The sequence below is a fragment of the Pedobacter zeaxanthinifaciens genome, assembly GCF_003313335.1.
GTDB lineage: Bacteria > Bacteroidota > Bacteroidia > Sphingobacteriales > Sphingobacteriaceae > Pedobacter > Pedobacter zeaxanthinifaciens.
This window is the reverse complement of record NZ_QMHP01000014.1, coordinates 35,050-52,284: the sequence shown is the minus strand read 5'-3', so window position 1 is coordinate 52,284 and position 17,235 is coordinate 35,050. Positions and strand designations below refer to the sequence as shown.

The 17,235-nt window shown below is 37.9% G+C and carries 13 protein-coding genes; 5 read left to right on the top strand and 8 right to left on the bottom strand.

All coding sequences use genetic code 11. The annotated features are described in order from the left end of the window. Positions 1-46: 46 nt before the first annotated feature. On the bottom strand, positions 47-3,394 hold the full coding sequence (locus DUT68_RS17070; RefSeq protein WP_157960909.1) for an endonuclease/exonuclease/phosphatase family protein: 3,348 nt from the start codon (positions 3,392-3,394) through the stop codon (positions 47-49). A gap of 120 nt (positions 3,395-3,514) precedes the next feature. Beyond that, a complete protein-coding gene (locus DUT68_RS17065) occupies positions 3,515-4,135 on the bottom strand; it encodes an L-threonylcarbamoyladenylate synthase (RefSeq protein WP_113639445.1) in 621 nt (206 codons plus the stop codon). Between the two features lie 97 nt (positions 4,136-4,232). Between DUT68_RS17065 and DUT68_RS17060 the strand changes: the two genes are divergently transcribed. Further along, a complete protein-coding gene (locus DUT68_RS17060) occupies positions 4,233-5,873 on the top strand; it encodes an FMN-binding glutamate synthase family protein (RefSeq protein ID WP_113639444.1) in 1,641 nt (546 codons plus the stop codon). A gap of 174 nt (positions 5,874-6,047) precedes the next feature. Here the strand turns inward: DUT68_RS17060 and asnS are convergent, their stop codons facing one another. Next, positions 6,048-7,484: an asparagine--tRNA ligase gene (gene asnS, locus DUT68_RS17055; protein WP_113639443.1), complete on the bottom strand. Its 1,437-nt coding sequence runs from the start codon at positions 7,482-7,484 to the stop codon at positions 6,048-6,050. A gap of 133 nt (positions 7,485-7,617) precedes the next feature. Between asnS and DUT68_RS17050 the strand changes: the two genes are divergently transcribed. Beyond that, entirely contained in the window at positions 7,618-8,973 is a 1,356-nt protein-coding gene (locus DUT68_RS17050) for a sensor histidine kinase (RefSeq protein WP_113639442.1), read from the top strand. Here the strand turns inward: DUT68_RS17050 and DUT68_RS17045 are convergent. From DUT68_RS17045 to DUT68_RS17020, 5 genes are all read right to left on the bottom strand, one after another. Beyond that, complete coding sequence (locus DUT68_RS17045; RefSeq protein WP_113639441.1) at positions 8,943-9,902, bottom strand: sensor histidine kinase; 960 nt, start codon at positions 9,900-9,902, stop codon at positions 8,943-8,945. The two genes, DUT68_RS17050 and DUT68_RS17045, sit on opposite strands and share 31 nt — an antisense overlap. Positions 9,903-10,300: 398 nt before the next feature. Then, positions 10,301-10,930: a class I SAM-dependent methyltransferase gene (locus DUT68_RS17035; RefSeq protein WP_113639439.1), complete on the bottom strand. Its 630-nt coding sequence runs from the start codon at positions 10,928-10,930 to the stop codon at positions 10,301-10,303. Positions 10,931-11,055: 125 nt separating this feature from the next. Then, on the bottom strand, positions 11,056-12,246 hold the full coding sequence (gene sucC, locus DUT68_RS17030) for an ADP-forming succinate--CoA ligase subunit beta (RefSeq protein ID WP_113639438.1): 1,191 nt from the start codon (positions 12,244-12,246) through the stop codon (positions 11,056-11,058). A gap of 330 nt (positions 12,247-12,576) precedes the next feature. Beyond that, entirely contained in the window at positions 12,577-13,422 is an 846-nt protein-coding gene (gene accD, locus DUT68_RS17025) for an acetyl-CoA carboxylase, carboxyltransferase subunit beta (RefSeq protein WP_113639437.1), read from the bottom strand. A gap of 164 nt (positions 13,423-13,586) precedes the next feature. After that, a complete protein-coding gene (locus DUT68_RS17020; RefSeq protein WP_113639436.1) occupies positions 13,587-13,805 on the bottom strand; it encodes a hypothetical protein in 219 nt (72 codons plus the stop codon). Between the two features lie 685 nt (positions 13,806-14,490). Between DUT68_RS17020 and fbaA the strand changes: the two genes are divergently transcribed. The 3 genes from fbaA (at position 14,491) to DUT68_RS17005 (ending at position 17,214) form a co-directional block, all read left to right on the top strand. Continuing rightward, positions 14,491-15,570 carry a class II fructose-bisphosphate aldolase gene (fbaA, locus tag DUT68_RS17015; protein ID WP_113639435.1) on the top strand — a complete coding sequence of 360 codons (1,080 nt, stop codon included), beginning with the start codon at positions 14,491-14,493 and terminating at the stop codon, positions 15,568-15,570. A 201-nt stretch (positions 15,571-15,771) separates the two neighbouring features. After that, positions 15,772-16,665: a glucosamine inositolphosphorylceramide transferase family protein gene (locus DUT68_RS17010; protein WP_113639434.1), complete on the top strand. Its 894-nt coding sequence runs from the start codon at positions 15,772-15,774 to the stop codon at positions 16,663-16,665. Between the two features lie 66 nt (positions 16,666-16,731). Beyond that, on the top strand, positions 16,732-17,214 hold the full coding sequence (locus DUT68_RS17005; protein ID WP_113639433.1) for a low affinity iron permease family protein: 483 nt from the start codon (positions 16,732-16,734) through the stop codon (positions 17,212-17,214). The last annotated feature ends 21 nt before the right edge of the window (positions 17,215-17,235 follow it).

Below are 17,235 nucleotides of genomic sequence, written 5' to 3'. Positions count from 1 at the left end.
AAAGCCTAGCCAATGATGGCTAGGCTTAAGCTGTTTTTTACGCTTTTTATTCTTTAATCAGTTTTTCGCTGGCTACAAAAATTTCATTATCTGTCAACTGAACAACATAGGTTCCAGGTTTAAGGTAATGTAGTTTGTTATTTAACTCCTGCTCAATTGATTTTACACTGCCTTTCAATTTTAACAGTACTTTTCCATCTGTACTCAAAACATTTACTACTATATTGGTTGAACTGCTGCTATAATTAATGAAAGCTTTGCCTTTTGTTGGATTTGGGTAGATCAATAGTTTCGAATCATTTGCCAATACATTTACTGATCTTAATTCTGGGTAGTAGCTAAATTTTCCATCAAAATCTGTTTGCTTCAAACGGTAATAAGTTATGCCAGCTTTAACATTGTTATCAATGATACTGTAATTGATTTTTTGGTTGGAGTTACCTTTGGCCGTTACTTCTTTCACTTTAACAAATGTAGCGCCGTCATTAGAACGCTCAACGGTGAAATATTGATTGTTAGTTTCGGTTTGTGTAGCCCATTTCAATACCACATTGCTGCCTTCTTGTTTTGCGGTAAATTCATCAAACTTAACTGGCAAGGTACTATTTGTGAAGCTGTATCTTGTTAATACAGGATAGTGATCTGAAGTTGTTGAGCCATAATTATCAGGAGATACTGTTCCAGTTACCGAAGTTAAAATTTGCGCTGATCCGCTGATGTAATTATCGTTCATCTCGTTAGATAAAGTTACATGGTCAATCACATCGTTATAACTCACAGTGGATTTTTTACCTGATTGACTCAACGGTAACGTAGGTGAGATATATTTAGCATTGTCATCAAGCCACACTTGGTAGGATGATTTTGGATAGTCGGCTCCGGCCTCAGAAGCGGTAGAAATGGTAGCGTCTAAATCATCATTGTAATCGCCTAAAATGATAAAATTATCAGTGCTTTCGTTAGCATCTAAATAGCTTTTCAAAGCGATAGCCGCATTTTTTCGGCGAGCATATGAGCCGCTGCTAGTTTCAGCTTTTGCGTGTATCATGATGAAGTTTACCTGTTTGGTTATGCCGTTCAATGTTACATTAGCTTTCATTTCATAAGGGAAACGCCCCGAAGCCCAGTAGTTAAATACGGCATCGCTCTCATTTGTAGTGTAAAGTAGTCCGCTAGGTGTACCAATTGGAGAAATTACAGATTTACGATATACGAACGCTAATTTCTGTGCATTTGCATAGTCGGGATCAGAGGTGTTTTGCGCATAAGAGGCGTAGGTAGATACAAAATAGCCATATTCATTAGCATCTACACCAATTTGTTGCGCTACATCTGCGAGTGCAGCGGTGTTCACAATCTCACCCAAACAGTAAATATCTGCGTTGATTGATTTCATTACCTTAATCACGTTAGCTTTTTGCTTAGCTTCGTCAGAAGGACCATTGCCGGTATGTCCAAACCATTCGATATTCCAGTTAACTACTTCTAGCGTATTGTCGAACGACAAGGTAGAGCCGCTTAAAGCAATTGTTTTTGAAGCCGCACCGGTACTTGCAATGGTTAAGTTGCCCTGCAGGTTACTGTTGGCCGCTGTGGGACTAAACTTAACATATACTGTTTGGTTGGCAGTACCAGGGCTAGTGATGTTTAAGCTCTGGCTGTAAGTATTATTATCCAACGAGATGCTGAAATCGCCAGTAACATTCAACGATGCGTCATTAGTTAAATTGCTAAAAGAAACCACTACCGTTTTAGCGGTGGAAGTAGTTCCATTGGCTTGGTAACCAAACTCTAGTGAACTCGGATTTGTAGCAATTTCAGCTGGTGCAGGGGCAGGTGAATTAACTAAGTTAAAATCATCTAAACTCCAACGAGCACCGTCAACAGTGGTAGACGTATATACAAAGGCAATGTAAAGGTTACTGCCACTAGTTTTGAAGGCAGATAAATCGATATTTTCGGATTTTGTCCACACATCAGTATTTCCTGCCGGGAATTTACCATCAATTTCTGTCCAGGTAACTCCCGAAGCGTAAGGATCTCCTGTACCGCTGTAATTGGTGCTAATCATTAACTTCAATTGAGGGCCTGTAAATTTATTTCTACTCCAAAATGAAAGCAAAGGATAATTGTAGCTGCTGATATTGAATGATGGAGAAATTAACCAGTCTTCATTTTGGATGTTTCCGCCTGAATATCCATTAATTTGCAAGCCATTACCTGAGTTTGATGCACCTGAAGCGTCGCTATTGTTGTGACCAAACGTAGTGGCACAGCCCCAAGTTTGTGCACCAATAACACTGTATTGATAAAATCCGTCAGATAAACTTGAACTACCATTTGTGCTGCAGCTTTCAAAGTTAAATGAGGTGGCGTTTGGATCGATGCCTGTACCGCTTAAACTTACCGTAGCGTTGCTCGCTAAGCCGCCGCCAGAAATAGTTACGCTGCCGTTTGAAATTCCAGCTGCGGTAGGCGTATATCTAACATAAAGTGTGGTAGGACTTGTAAGTTCAGCATTGGTATAAGTGAGCGATGTGCCGTAAGTACCATTGCTAGTTTTAGAGATGCTAAAAGGTGCAGCGGTAGTTAGTACTAAATCATCTGTAGTTAAATTGCTGTAAGTTAGCGCTAAAGGTTTTTCTGTAGCAGTAGTGTTGATGTTTTGGTTGCCAAAAGCTACAATTGTTGGACTAGCGGCAATCATAGGTGATGGTGCCCCACTGGCGTCAAATGTTAAACTGAAATCATCAATGGCAGAAGTCGGTCGGTTACCTGTTCCAGTAGTTGAAGTTAATGTTACAATTCTGATCCAAACTTTAGAGCTGATATTGTCTAGGGCACTTCCAAAATCGACATTCACAGTCGTATTGCTTGTTGTAGATCCGCCTGTAGTTATACTGGTAGGACTTGTCGCAATAGATGTAAAAGTACTTGGCGTGGCATCGCCAATGGCATATTCAACTAGCCAAGTTGCAATTCTAGGTGAGGCTCCATCTAACGATTGCAGCTTGAAGCTTAACTTTAGATTGCTTTTATTGGTGGTGTTAGCTAATTGCGCAACAAATGAAGAACCTGGATCGCCAGTGCTACTTGACTGTCTTACCCCCAAGGCCCTATCTGTATTGGTAGAAATGTCAGTGCCAGAATTAAGTGACGCATAGTTGTTAAATCGAGCGGTGGTGTTGGTACGCCCAGTATGAGCAGACACATAAGTTGCTGCGGTTCCTATTGACGATGAAGAAGCGCCGAAGTAAACACTAAATCCAGTTGGCAATCCACTGCCTAAACCGTTGAAGTTCTCCTGGTAAGGTGAATTGGTTAATACAATTTGGGCTGTTAGCTTAAAGGTCAACAAGCTAAAAAAGCCAATAAAAAGTAGAAATCTTTTCATATAATAAGTTTTGCTGCCCAAATTATTTTGGACGCAGCAAATTTATATGTTTATTGTTACTACTTTGTTAACCTCTCGTTAAGGCTTAGGAAAAATCGTACAACTACAATGCGTCATTTGTTAAAGATAATCTTCAATATTCCCTTTTCCTTCACGAATAACTTCGAAATCTCCACTTGTGCAATCTACAATGGTTGACGCTTCGTTTCCACCAAAACCTCCGTCAATTACTAAATCAACTAAAGTTTCGTATTTCTCGTGAATCAACTCTGGATCTGTAGAATATTCTATTACTTCATCGTCATCTTTTATAGAAGTTGAGATAATTGGATTTCCCAACGCCTCAACAATTTGACGGGCTATAGCATTATCGGGAACACGGATACCTACCGTTTTTTTATTGGAGCTTAACAACTTTGGAACGTTGTTATTGGCATTAAAAATAAACGTAAACGGACCCGGAAGTGCTTTTTTCAATAACCTGAAAACCGTAGTATCAATAGGTTTGATAAAATCAGAAATATGCCTTAAATCTGAACAGATGAATGAAAAGTTAGCTTTTTCGGGTTTTATTCCCCTAATTCTGCAAATTTTTTCTATTGCCTTTTGATTGGTGATGTCGCAGCCTAAACCATATACAGTATCAGTAGGGTAAATAATTAGCCCCCCTTTTTTTAATACTTCCACAGCTTGGTCTATCGCCTTCGGATTCGGATTTTCTGGATATATCTTGATAAGCATTTCGTAAAAATAACAAATTGATACTGTAGTTGTTTCAAACTAGTATTTTATATCGCTATTTTAGCAAAAAACGAACGTTTAACTTAATTGTATAAATATGAGAAAAGCATTTGTTGCTGTTGCCGCTTTTTTGGTTGCATTTACCATTATGCTGGGTTTGTACCATCCGTTTTTGTGGTGGACTTTTCTTTTCACCGGACCAGTAGTTTTACTAGGTTTTTATGATATGTTTCAGCCAAAAAGAAGTATTGTACGTAATTATCCAGTAGTTGGAAGGTTAAGGTACTTCATGGAAGAATTAAGGCCTAAAGTTTACCAATATTTCGTAGAAAGCGATACTAACGGCACACCGTACAATCGTTTAAATCGTTCGTTAATTTATCAAAGGGCAAAAAGGGAATTAGATACCATTCCATTTGGTACGCAGCTTAATGTATATGACAATGGTTACGAGTGGCTCAGTCATAGCATCATGGCAATTAGTCACCACGATTTAAACCTGCACCCTCGAATTTTAGTAGGTGGTCCCGATTGCAAACAGCCGTACTCATCAAGTATTTACAATATTTCTGCAATGAGTTTTGGTTCCTTGAGTCAAAATGCAGTGTTGGCACTTAATGGTGGGGCTAAATTGGGCAATTTCGCACATAATACAGGTGAGGGTGGCATTAGCGATTATCATAGGGAATTGGGAGGAGATTTAATTTGGCAAATTGGTACTGGTTATTTCGGTTGTCGTAATTTGGATGGAACGTTCAACGAAGAATCTTTTGCTGAAAGAGCCCATTCGGATCAGGTGAAGATGGTTGAAATTAAACTTTCGCAAGGTGCTAAACCAGGGCACGGAGGGATGCTACCTGGTAAAAAAGTAACTGCCGAAGTAGCACGTATCCGTTTAGTGGAAGAAGGGAAAGATGTGTTATCTCCACCAGCGCATTCAGCTTTTAGTACGCCAATTGAGTTGATGCAATTCGTTAAGAAACTTAGAGATTTATCGGGTGGTAAGCCAGTAGGCTTTAAGTTGTGCATTGGTCGTAAAAGCGAATTTATTGCCATTTGTAAAGCGATAGTTGAAACTGGCATTATTCCAGATTTTATTACCGTTGATGGGGGAGAAGGTGGTACAGGTGCTGCACCTCAGGAATTTTCAAACTCGGTAGGTATGCCCTTAAGAGATGGGGTGGCGTTTGTTTACGATGTGTTGGTGGGTTTTGATTTGAAGAAACACATTAAAATTATCGCTTCTGGAAAAGTTTCTACAGGTTTTGATATTGTTAAAAATATTGCCTTAGGTGCTGATATGTGTAACGCAGCAAGGGGCATGATGTTCGCTTTGGGTTGTATTCAAGCCTTGGAATGCAACAGCAATACTTGTCCAACGGGAGTAGCTACACAAGATCCAAGTTTAATGAAAGGCTTGGTGGTGGAAGATAAAAAAGTACGTGTTAAAAATTTCCATAACCTTACAGTGGCTAGCGCCGTTGAACTTTTGGGGGCTGCGGGTTTAAGAGAGCCAAATCAGCTTACTAGAGCTTACATCAATAGAAGAGTAAGTCCTAACATTATCCAAAACTATAGGGAAACTTATCCTTACATTCCTGCTGGTTCATTGCTTAAAACACCATATCCAGCTCGTTTCGAGTTGGGCATGACTTTAAGTACGGCTAAAAGTTTCTTACCTACAGATTACGTAGTTACTGAAGTAGATTATCAAAACGCTAATCCTTACCATGAGTAATTGCTTTTGATAAAACTAATGTGACTGTGTTCGGTCAAGGTAAGTTGGGCTAGATAAACACATTTTCTAAAAATAATAGTCAAGTTAACTGTAAACAGAAAAGTCCCGAAAATTTCGGGACTTTTCTGTTAGGTATTTATAAGTTTGTTCTTACTCCTTATCGCCTGCTTGCCGTTAAAACTCTGCACTGTTAGGGAAACGAGGGAAAGCAATTACGTCGCGAATGTTGGTCATTCCAGTTACAAATAGTACCAAACGTTCAAAACCTAAGCCAAAACCAGCATGTGGCGCCGAGCCAAAACGGCGTGTGTCTAAATACCACCAAAGTTCGTCCTGAGGTACGCCCATCTCGTCCATACGTTGTTTTAAAACCTCCATACGTTCCTCACGCTGCGAACCGCCAATCATTTCACCAATTCCTGGAAATAAAATATCCATGGCAGCTACCGTTTTTCCATCATCATTTAAACGCATGTAAAATGATTTGATGTCTTTAGGGTAGTCAGTTAAAATAACCGGACGTTTAAAGTGTTTCTCTACAAGGTAACGCTCATGTTCGCTCTGTAAATCTGCACCCCAGCTATCAATCAGATATTTAAATTGTTTTTTCTGATTAGGCTTTGAGGCTTTTAAAATGTCTATTGCTTCAGTATAAGTTAAGCGTTGGAAATCGTTAGCTAAGCAAAAATCAAGTTTTTCTAGCAAGCTCAGTTCGCTACGTTCGTTTTGTGGTTTTTGTTTTTCCTCCTCTAGCAATCTGCCGTTCAAAAATTCCAACTCTTCTTTGCAGTTTTCTTTTGCATAGCTGATCACATACTTCATCATGTCTTCAGCTAACTGCATGTTGTTTTCTAAATCTGCAAAAGCAACTTCTGGCTCAATCATCCAAAATTCAGCCAAGTGGCGAGTGGTATTTGAGTTTTCGGCTCTAAAAGTTGGTCCAAAAGTGTAAATCTGGCCAAATGCCATAGCTGCAAGTTCACCTTCTAGCTGTCCTGAAACTGTTAAGTTGGTTGATTTTCCGAAGAAATCTTCTTTAAAATCAACGGCTCCGTCTTCGGTGCGAGGCGGATTGTCGAAATCCAAGGTAGTAACCCTAAACATCTCTCCAGCACCTTCCGCATCACTTGCGGTAATTACCGGTGTATGCATGTAAACGAAGCCTCTTTCGTTGTAAAACTGATGAATAGCGAAAGCCAGGGCATGACGTACTTTGAACACCGCGTTAAAAGTGTTTGTCCTGAAACGCAAGTGCGCAATTTCCCTCAAAAACTCTAAACTGTGTTTTTTAGGTTGCAACGGAAATTTCTCCGGGTCGCTATCTCCTAAAATCTCAACTGTTGTTGCTTTTATTTCTACAGTTTGTCCTTTTCCCAATGATTCAACCAGCGTACCAACTACCTTTACAGCCGCTCCTGTAGTTATTCTTTTCAACAAATCTTCGGCGGTATTATTAAAATCAACAACCACTTGGATATTGCCCATGCATGATCCATCGTTTAAAGCAATAAACTGATTATTACGGAAGGTTTTTACCCAGCCCATTACAGTTACTTCAGTGTTGAAATCTGTCGATTTTAATAAGTCCTTAATTTGTTGTCTTTTAATCATATCTATGAGTTATAAAAGCCGCAAAAATAAACAATTGTCTATTCACTTTCTGCATCTAATCGCTAAAATTAACTTAGCTCCTTAAATTCCCAACGAATATCATTATGTTTGCTTAATCTTATTCTAAATAAAGGTGGCGAGTTTACGTTCTTGGCTAAGTGCCAATCATATTATCGGTAATCCAAATAAGTTTTCACTCGAAGAAAGAATTTTCAATACGTTTTGTTCCATTGCAATAGTCGCATTCTTCATCGAGATTTTTTTCAACTACTATATTGGTTTAAAATATGTGGCAATTTTGTGCGGTTTTGGAACTTTTTTCGCGGCTTCCCTTTATTACCTATCTCGTATAAAGCGAAGTACAGGGTTGGCTATACGTAGCTTAGGCATAGCGGCGAATTTTACATTTTTAATCAATTATTTCCTTAATTCGGGTATTTACGGTCCAAATTTGTTACTGTTTTGTTTGGTTCTATTGGTTACCATTGTGGTAGTTCCAAAAAAAGAACTAGGTTTTTGGATCAGCTTAAATATAACTACTGTTTTCGGGGTGCTTGCTTTCGAGTATTTACAGCCGGATGTGATTAGGCCTGCTTATACCGACGAACTTTCAAGAGTTGTAGATTTTGCCGTTACTTATGGCGTGGCTGCATTGTTGATTTGTTTGAGCATCAGTTTTATTAGAAATAGTTACGATAAAGAGCGAAACGTAGTAAATCAGAAAAACGCTGAAATTGAAGCTCAAAGTTTTCGTATCCTTCAACAAAACAAAGAGCTCGAGAAGCTGAATTCGGAAAAGGCGAAACTCTTTTCTATTGTTGCTCATGATATCAGGTCGCCTTTGAGTTCGATACTTGGCTATTTAGAAGTATTGGCCGAAACAGAATTAAGTGAGCTCGAAAATCATCAAATTAAACACAAACTATTACAAGCAACCAGAGATACCTCGGAAATGTTATCTAACGTGTTGGCTTGGTCCAAATCACAAATGGATGGCGCTAGGGTTGAGATTGTATCGGTAGATGTGGCGAAGGAATTGCAGCGTGGATTGAATTTGGAAAGAAATATTGCCAGTAGGAAAAACATCACCCTAAAACTGGATTTAGTGGAACAGGTGTTTATCGCTGCTGATTTGAATATGTTTCAAATTGTAGTGCGGAATTTGGTGAATAATGCCATTAAATTTACTCCTGATGGCGGCAATGTAATAGTATCAATGGAGGTTAACCATGAAAATTGCTTCATCAAAGTAAAAGATGATGGTACCGGTGTGCCAGAACACGAGCAGCAAGGTTTATTCAAACTCAGGGCTTTATCAACCTTCGGCACCAACAACGAGAAGGGGGTAGGGCTGGGACTGCTGTTATGTAAAGAATTTACTGAGCTGCAAGATGGTAAAATCTGGTTTGAGGCCAATGATGCTGTGAAAGGAAGTACTTTTGTAGTTTCATTTAATCGCTATGGCGTTGCTAAAGGAAGGGAAATATAATAAGTATCTTCACCGTCGGTGATTTTTCCTTTATGCATTTCTATCAGTGTTCTCGCTATCAAAAATTTGGTTTGTTTATGGTGATGTAGGCCATGATGCTTCAAGCTAATCTTTATTTCGTCTGCAGCCGTTTCTACCATGATCGATTGTTCTAAATGCTGTGGAATAATGGAAATGAGATTCCCGAAGGCCTGCTTAAGCCTATTCGCATCTGCATAAATAACTGTTTTCTCCGCATTAAAAACTAATGCTGTATTTTGATTTGCAGTTACTTCACTAAGTAGTTTTTTTAAATCCACCTCATTAATAGCCAATTTGAAACTCCTGTCGTCTGTTGGGAATGCAGCTTTCAGGTGATCCAAGTTTTCGAATAATCGTTTGCTAGCATTTTCCAATTTATCAGCAAATTTCATCACGATGGTAGGGTCATCATTCTTTCTTTTTAACAATTCTGTTGTCAGCAAAATAGAGGTAAGTGGGTTTTTCAAATCATGTACCGATTTGTGTACAAAATCATTAAAAACGTCAGTTAATTTATCTTGCTCTTCATAATCGTCAATTGTTTCGTTAATTAATTGGAGGAAAGAGTTCAACAAAGTAAAATCTTTCTCAGAAAATTCGCTATCGTCACTTTTAGAGATGAAAAAATAGCCTCTTGTTAAACTATCATTGGTTGTTAGCTTTGCCGCTGCATAAGTCTTTTGCGCCTCAATACCCGTCTCCTTACGCTTTAATAATTGCATTTCGTTTGGTGGCAACTGCTCCATATCAACGGCATCCCACTGTAATTCATCGCCAATTACAACTACTAGCTTATCTTCGTCTGTAATGTGAATTTCTGCTTTACTGATGTTAAATATGATTAAGATAGGCTTAAATAATTGTTTTATTTTAAATTTTAACTGATTTTCTGATAATTTTTCACTCATTTTGTAAAAATATGTAGTTTTTAGTGAATGATTTTTGTGTTTTTGTATAAAAAATTGGCTTTTGTTAATAATTTATATCTTTTTATTGCGTATTTATTGTCTTATTTAAGTTTTGTATTGAATTTTTATATGATAAAATTAATTTTTGTTAAAATTTTTATAAAAAAATTCATTTTTTGTTTTAAAATTAAAATAATAGCTATATATTTGTTGTGTTCATACAAAAAAGTACATTTATATTTGGTTTGATTAAAGCTCTGGTTGGATGGCCAGAGCTTTTTCATAAAAACAAATGAACTTAGAAAAAGATTTAAACTAAACCTAAACAACCTATATAAGCCGATCTATTTTTAGATTGGCTTTTTTTATTTCCTATATCAAATTAATGATAACTTTTTTTACTTGCTTGCAACAATTATAGTATGCTCTTCTATTTCTGTGGCCGATCTTTCAAAATTAACTTTGAAAATTTGAGCTTTTCGGAAACCTAATCTCTCCATTTCGTACGTGATGTTTGCTAATTCGTGATAATAGAAATAAACGCTATCTCCAAAGCTGTTCGTTTTAAAACCAGATTGTGTGTGTTGCCCTTCTACGAAACTAATATATAGCTGCCCCTCTTTGTTAAGTAATTGATAGGCATCTGAAATGAGCTTTCGAGTTTCGTTTAAAGATAAATAGGGAATACAGAAGCCAGCGATAACTCCATCAAATTTTGTCGTTAACTGACCAATTGCTCTCGCATCCCATACTTCAAAAGTAGCTTTGGGATTGTTTTGCTTGGCCAGTTCGATCATGTTCGGAGCTATGTCTACTCCTAAAATCTTAAAATTAACGTGCCGATCAAGTATATACTTGGTAATGTTACCCGGCCCACAACCAACCTCCAGGATTTTGGCATGCTTTTCAGTTAGAGCGTCGCAGAAAACATCGTAAGTTTCGTTGTACAAATCCAAATGCATGAACTTTTCTTCATATGTTTTCGCAATCTTGTTCCAAGTATTAAATGTTTCGTTGTACTGGCTCATGAATTAAATCTACATCAAACTATTGGTTTTAAACTGTAATACGCTCAAGGTAAATAATGCCAACTATTTCGCAAAAAAAAACCAGCTGATTTCAGCTGGTTTTTATAATAATATTAAATTTTGGATTAAGCCAATACTTTAGTCACTAAATCAGCTGCTTCTTTTAATAAAATTGCTGAGTAAACTTTCAATCCTGATTCATCAATTAATTTTTTAGCTTCTTCAGCGTTAGTTCCTTGTAAACGTACGATGATTGGAACTCTGATATCGCCAATTTCTTTATAGGCATCAATTACACCTTGCGCTACTCTGTCGCAACGTACAATGCCACCAAAAATGTTAATTAAAATCGCTTTTACGTTAGGATCTTGCAAAATAATGTTGAAGGCCGCTTTTACAGTAGTTGCATTAGCAGTACCACCAACATCAAGGAAGTTAGCAGGCTCGCCGCCAGCAATTTTAATGATATCCATTGTAGCCATTGCTAAACCAGCGCCGTTAACCATACAGCCAACGTTGCCATCTAGCTTCACATAGTTAAGGTTACTTTTTCCAGCTTCAACTTCAGTAGGATCTTCTTCCGTTACATCACGCATTGCAGCGTAATCAGCATGACGATACAAAGCATTCTCGTCTAAGTTTACTTTAGCATCAACAGCAATAATTTTATCATCACTAGTTTTTAAAACCGGGTTAATTTCAAACATTGATGAGTCGGTTTGGTCATAAGCTTTGTATAAAGCAGTAACAAACTTCACCATTTCTTTATGAGCTGCACCACTTAAACCTAGGTTAAAGGCAACTTTACGAGCTTGGAAACCTTGAAGACCAACTTTAGGATCAACTTCTTCTTTGAAAATCAAATGTGGCGTATGCTCAGCTACTTCTTCGATATCCATACCACCTTCAGTACTGTACATGATAATGTTGCGTCCAGCAGCACGGTCCAAAAGTACGCTCATGTAAAATTCTTTAGTTTCCGAAGGACCTGGATAGTAAACATCTTGTGCTACTAACACTTTGTTCACTTTTTTACCTTCTGGGCCTGTTTGAGGTGTAATCAATTGCATTCCCAAAATATCCGTAGCTCTTTGCTTCACTTCATCTAAGTTTTTGGCCAACTTCACACCGCCACCTTTTCCTCTGCCTCCAGCATGGATTTGCGCTTTAATCACAACCCAGTCAGAGTTAAAATCAGTTTTCATTTGTTTAGCGGCCTCAACAGCTTGGTCAACTGTATCAGCAACAATGCCTTCTTGTATAGCAACGCCAAAACTCTTTAGAATTTGTTTACCTTGGTATTCGTGGATATTCATTTGATTATGATTTTTTTTCTTTTAGTCGTCAAATGGAGCTTACGGTACATCTGATTAAAAATTTGCCCAAATCTACAATTTCAAACGCTTTATGCCAATAGTAATTTCATTTAAAATGTAACTGTTTTATAAAAACTTCTTATCGGCGGTTTAACACTTGGTTTAAGTGCATTTTTTTCATTCAAAATATGGTTTACAGCACTTCTACATCTGAGTGTTAACAAAAAAAGCAGGGTTGGCATTTATTGCACAACCCTGCTTTTCATATTATCGATTAACTAGGTAACCGTTAATCATTAACCATTAACAATTAATCATTAACAACTAATCCTATTTCTTCATCATCTTCAAGAAAGTAGCCAATTTAGCTTTCATTTCTCTGCGGTCAACAATGAAATCAAGGAAACCATGCTCCAATACAAATTCTGAAGTTTGGAAACCCTTTGGCAAATCTTTTTTAATGGTTTCTTTAATTACCCTTGGTCCTGCAAAGCCAATTAATGCACCGGGTTCCGCAATATTGATATCGCCTAACATCGCATACGATGCAGTAACACCACCCGTAGTAGGGTCTGTAAGTAAAGAAATGTATGGAATTTTAGCTTGGCTCAACAAGGCCAACTTAGCTGATGTTTTAGCCATCTGCATTAGTGAAAATGCCGCTTCCATCATACGTGCACCGCCTGATTTAGAAATCATCAGGAAAGGAACTTTCTTTTTCAAGCTATAATCAATGGAACGGGCAATTTTCTCGCCAACTACAGAGCCCATTGAACCGCCAATAAAGTTGAAGTCCATACAGGCAATCACAATATCTTCACCATCAATTTTGCCATAGGCAGCTCTAATGGCATCCTTAAGGCCCGTTTTTTTGGTGGTTTCAACAATTCTATCCGTGTAAGGCTTGCTGTCTATAAAATGAAGCGGATCGCCCGAAGTTAAATTAGCATCAAGCTCCGTAAATTCATTATTATCAAAAAGTACGTGGAAATATTCTTTTGAACCTACGCGTAGGTGGTAGCTGCAGTATTGACAAACCCACTTGCTTTCTTGAAGGTCGGCACTGTGAAGGGCTTTTTTACAGTTAGGACATTTATTCCATAAACCATCTGGCGCCTCTTTCTTCTCTTCGGTACTAGTGCTGATTCCTTTTTTCTCTCTTCTAAACCAAGACATGTGTATTTTTTAAAAATGCGACTACAAAGAAACGAAAAAAATAATTAACGCAAAGTGTTTTTAGTGGATAGGTGTTAGGGGGTAGGTAACAGGGGTCAGGTATTAGTGGTCAGGTATCAGTGGTCAGGTATCAGTGGTTAGGTATTAGGGGTTAGGTGTTGGGATTAAGTTATTAGTTTTAGAAAAGCGGTTGCATTGCTGCTATTTAAGTTCAGTCCCGCCAAACGCTCATACTGCGCTGCCCGCCCCAAGCCCATGCTGGCCTTAACCACATGGCCGGTATCCGCTAACTTCGGGTTTAAAATGCAAGTGCTGTGCAAAGGTTTAAGTACTCCAAAACTGATAGCAGTGAAAATACTTTTTGTTTTTATTCGTTTTGTCATCCCGAGCTCCGAGGGATCTGTCTTGCATATCAGGTTGCAGGTATTAGTGGTTAGGTGTTGGGATTAAGTTATTGGTTTTAGAAAAGCAGTTGCATTGCTGCTATTAAAGTTCAGTCCCGCCAAACGCTCATACTGCGCTGCCGTAGCCAAAGCCCTACGCTGGCCTTAACCACATGGCCGGTATCCGCTAATGTCGGGTTTAAGATGCAAGTGCTGTGCAAAGGTTAAAGTACTCCAAACCCGATAGCAGTGAAAATACTCTTTGTTTTTATGCGTTTTGTCATCCCGAGCTCCGAGGGATCTATGTTGCGCACTGCTCTAATTTAACAGATCCTTCACTAGCGTTCAGGATGACAGCTCCTAATAAACAAAAAGATTGCAGCGAAAAGCGGGACTGCGTAACGTTTAGAACACAGAAATAGCTTTCCATTTAACAATCAAATAACTAAATAATAAAATAACCAGTTAACCAAATAACCAGTTAACCAAATAACCAAATAACCGACCAACTAAACAGTTTCAACGATTAATCAAAAGTGAACTATTGAACGAATGAACAAATGAACCAACAAAATCGACCTTAGTGTACTTTTGACAATAAGTAAATTTTGATTACATTTGTGATTAATCAACGGTTGTTAGATTAATTTTCCTAACTTCGAAACATAATAAAACTAAATATAAAATGAGTTTAAAAGGCTACAAAGGCGTAATCCATGGTGCTGCAGTACAAGAATTGTTTGAGCAGGCCAAAAAACATCAATTTGCACTTCCAGCAGTAAACGTTACAGGAACCAACACGATTAATGCGGTAATGGAAACAGCAAAGGCGGTAAATTCGCCAGTAATTATTCAATTATCAAATGGTGGTGCACAGTTTTATGCTGGTAAAACCTTAAATAACGATAACTTACAAGCTTGTGTATTAGGTGCAGTTTCGGCAGCTAAACACGTACACTTATTGGCTGAGCATTATGGCGTTCCTGTAATTTTACATACCGACCATGCTGCAAAAAAATTATTGCCTTGGATTGATGGTTTGTTGGATCACGGTGAGAAATTCTTCGCTGAAACCGGTAAACCTTTGTTTTCATCGCACATGTTAGACCTTTCTGAGGAGCCAATTGAAGAAAACTTAGAAATTTCAGCAAAATATTTGGAGCGTATGAGCAAGCTTGGAATGACCATCGAAATTGAGTTGGGCGTAACCGGCGGAGAAGAAGATGGAGTAGACAATAGCGATGTAGATAGCTCAAAATTATATACACAACCTAGTGAAGTAGCTTATGCTTACGAAGAATTGAGCAAAGTAAGTGATCAGTTTACAGTAGCAGCTGCCTTTGGTAACGTACATGGTGTTTACAAGCCAGGTAACGTTAAATTGCAACCTGTTATCTTAAAAAATTCTCAAGATTACATCAAAGAGAAATATAACTTAACTGCGGAAAAACCAATCAATTTTGTGTTCCACGGCGGTTCAGGCTCTTCTCAAGAAGAAATTAGAGAAGCTATTTCATACGGTGCTATAAAAATGAATATTGATACCGATTTGCAGTGGGCATTTTGGGACGGTATTTTAGGTTACTACAAAAAGAATGAAGCTTACTTACAAGGCCAAATTGGTAATCCAGAGGGTGATGACAAGCCTAACAAGAAATTCTATGATCCACGTGTTTGGTTACGTAAATCAGAAGAAGCTTTTGTTGCTCGTTTGAAAGTTGCTTTTGAAGATTTGAACTGTGTAAACGTAAACGATAAATTATAATCGATACCAAATATTTTTTTTAAAGCTGCCACATTAAAAGTGTGGCAGCTTTTTTTTTGCTTATGGTTTTTTGCCAAATTCGTTTATCTTCGGGAAGAGAAAAAAAACGAATAATGATTGATTGGTCTTTTTTATAGATTGTAGTTTTGAATATGCCAATTACTTACGCCCGTTATTTTTGATTAAACTGAATTTGTGCTAATGCTGCTATCTGCCTTTAAAAGCGTTGTAAATGCTGTAAAAAAACACGTATACGAGTTGTTGTATATTGAGCAATGGCAATTAAGATATCAGTTTAAAAATGGCGCTGCAGGCGTATTTGACACCAACTTTAAAAACTACAGCAAAATTATCCCTCCAAAAGACAGGTTTTGGGCAGATCCATTTATTGTAGAAAAAGAAGGCAACTATTATTTCTTTATAGAAGAGCTAGAGTACAAAGACGGAAAAGGGTATATCTCGGTGATTGAGTTTAATCCTGATAGCCAAAAACAAACTAGTCGGAAGATTTTAGAGCAACCCTATCATTTATCTTATCCTTTTATTTTTGAATTAATGGGAACTCATTACATGATTCCCGAAAGTAGTGGCAACAGAACAATAGATTTATACCACTGTGAGCAATTTCCGCTTAAATGGGTTTACCAAACCACCCTAATGCGTAATGTTAACGCGGCTGATGCCACAGTAAAATATTATAACGGGAAGTACTGGTTGTTTACATTGCTAGAATCAAATACGGAGGAAAAAATAAACACCAACCTGCATATTTTTTATAGCGAAGATATGCTTTCTAACAATTGGGTGGCACATGCCGCTAATCCGGTGATTGTGGATATGAGTAGCGCCCGACCCGCTGGTAGTATTTTTGAAGAAGATGGCGTTTTATACAGGCCGTCTCAAGATTGCACTGAGCGTTATGGCTGGGCTTTGGTAATCAATAAAATTATTACGCTGAATGAAAATGAGTATGTAGAAGAACGAATTTCCCATTTTCCTCCTCATTGGCAACCGAACTTACTTGCTACACATACCATCAATAAAACCAAAGAAATTACGCTAATTGACGTGTTGGTAAAAAGGCGTCGCTTTTGAAGTCATATCGTTATCTTTAACAAGTTATTGATGATTAGTTTTGATTTCTGAATAAAAACAAATGTTATGAGCGAAAGAAAAAAAGTTGGTTTTTTTGAGCGTTTTGCGAATGCTGCTACAAAATTTACCGGAAGTTCGTCTGCTTTTATTATTGCAGTGACTATTGTATTGATTTGGGCAGTTACTGGCCCTTTGTTTAATTACTCCGAAACGTGGCAGTTGGTAATTAACACCGGCACTACAATCATCACTTTTTTAATGGTTTTTTTGATACAGAAATCCCAAAATAAAGACAGCAAGGCCATTCAGTTGAAATTAAACGAGCTCATTGCATCACACGATAAGGCCAGTAACCGCATGGTTGACATTGAGGACTTAACCGAGGAGGAGTTGGACCAGTTTCACAAATTTTATGCATTGCTTGCAAAAATGGCCGACGAAGAAACAGACATACATTGTTCACACTCCATTGATGTAGCTAAAGAAAATCATCAACGTAAGCTGAAAGGTGTATACAGGCTAATGAAAGATGCCGAAAAAGAAGACTAAAGCATAACTTAGCTCAATTTA

Coding starts and splice junctions, on each gene's coding strand:
- DUT68_RS17035 (WP_113639439.1), bottom strand. CDS start 10,930: ATGAGCCAGTACAACGAAACATTTAATACTTGGAACAAGATTGCGAAA.
- asnS (WP_113639443.1), bottom strand. CDS start 7,484: ATGATTAAAAGACAACAAATTAAGGACTTATTAAAATCGACAGATTTC.
- fbaA (WP_113639435.1), top strand. CDS start 14,491: ATGAGTTTAAAAGGCTACAAAGGCGTAATCCATGGTGCTGCAGTACAA.
- DUT68_RS17065 (WP_113639445.1), bottom strand. CDS start 4,135: ATGCTTATCAAGATATATCCAGAAAATCCGAATCCGAAGGCGATAGAC.
- DUT68_RS17045 (WP_113639441.1), bottom strand. CDS start 9,902: ATGAGTGAAAAATTATCAGAAAATCAGTTAAAATTTAAAATAAAACAA.
- DUT68_RS17070 (WP_157960909.1), bottom strand. CDS start 3,394: ATGAAAAGATTTCTACTTTTTATTGGCTTTTTTAGCTTGTTGACCTTT.
- DUT68_RS17005 (WP_113639433.1), top strand. CDS start 16,732: ATGAGCGAAAGAAAAAAAGTTGGTTTTTTTGAGCGTTTTGCGAATGCT.
- DUT68_RS17010 (WP_113639434.1), top strand. CDS start 15,772: ATGCTGCTATCTGCCTTTAAAAGCGTTGTAAATGCTGTAAAAAAACAC.
- DUT68_RS17060 (WP_113639444.1), top strand. CDS start 4,233: ATGAGAAAAGCATTTGTTGCTGTTGCCGCTTTTTTGGTTGCATTTACC.
- sucC (WP_113639438.1), bottom strand. CDS start 12,246: ATGAATATCCACGAATACCAAGGTAAACAAATTCTAAAGAGTTTTGGC.
- DUT68_RS17020 (WP_113639436.1), bottom strand. CDS start 13,805: ATGACAAAACGAATAAAAACAAAAAGTATTTTCACTGCTATCAGTTTT.
- accD (WP_113639437.1), bottom strand. CDS start 13,422: ATGTCTTGGTTTAGAAGAGAGAAAAAAGGAATCAGCACTAGTACCGAA.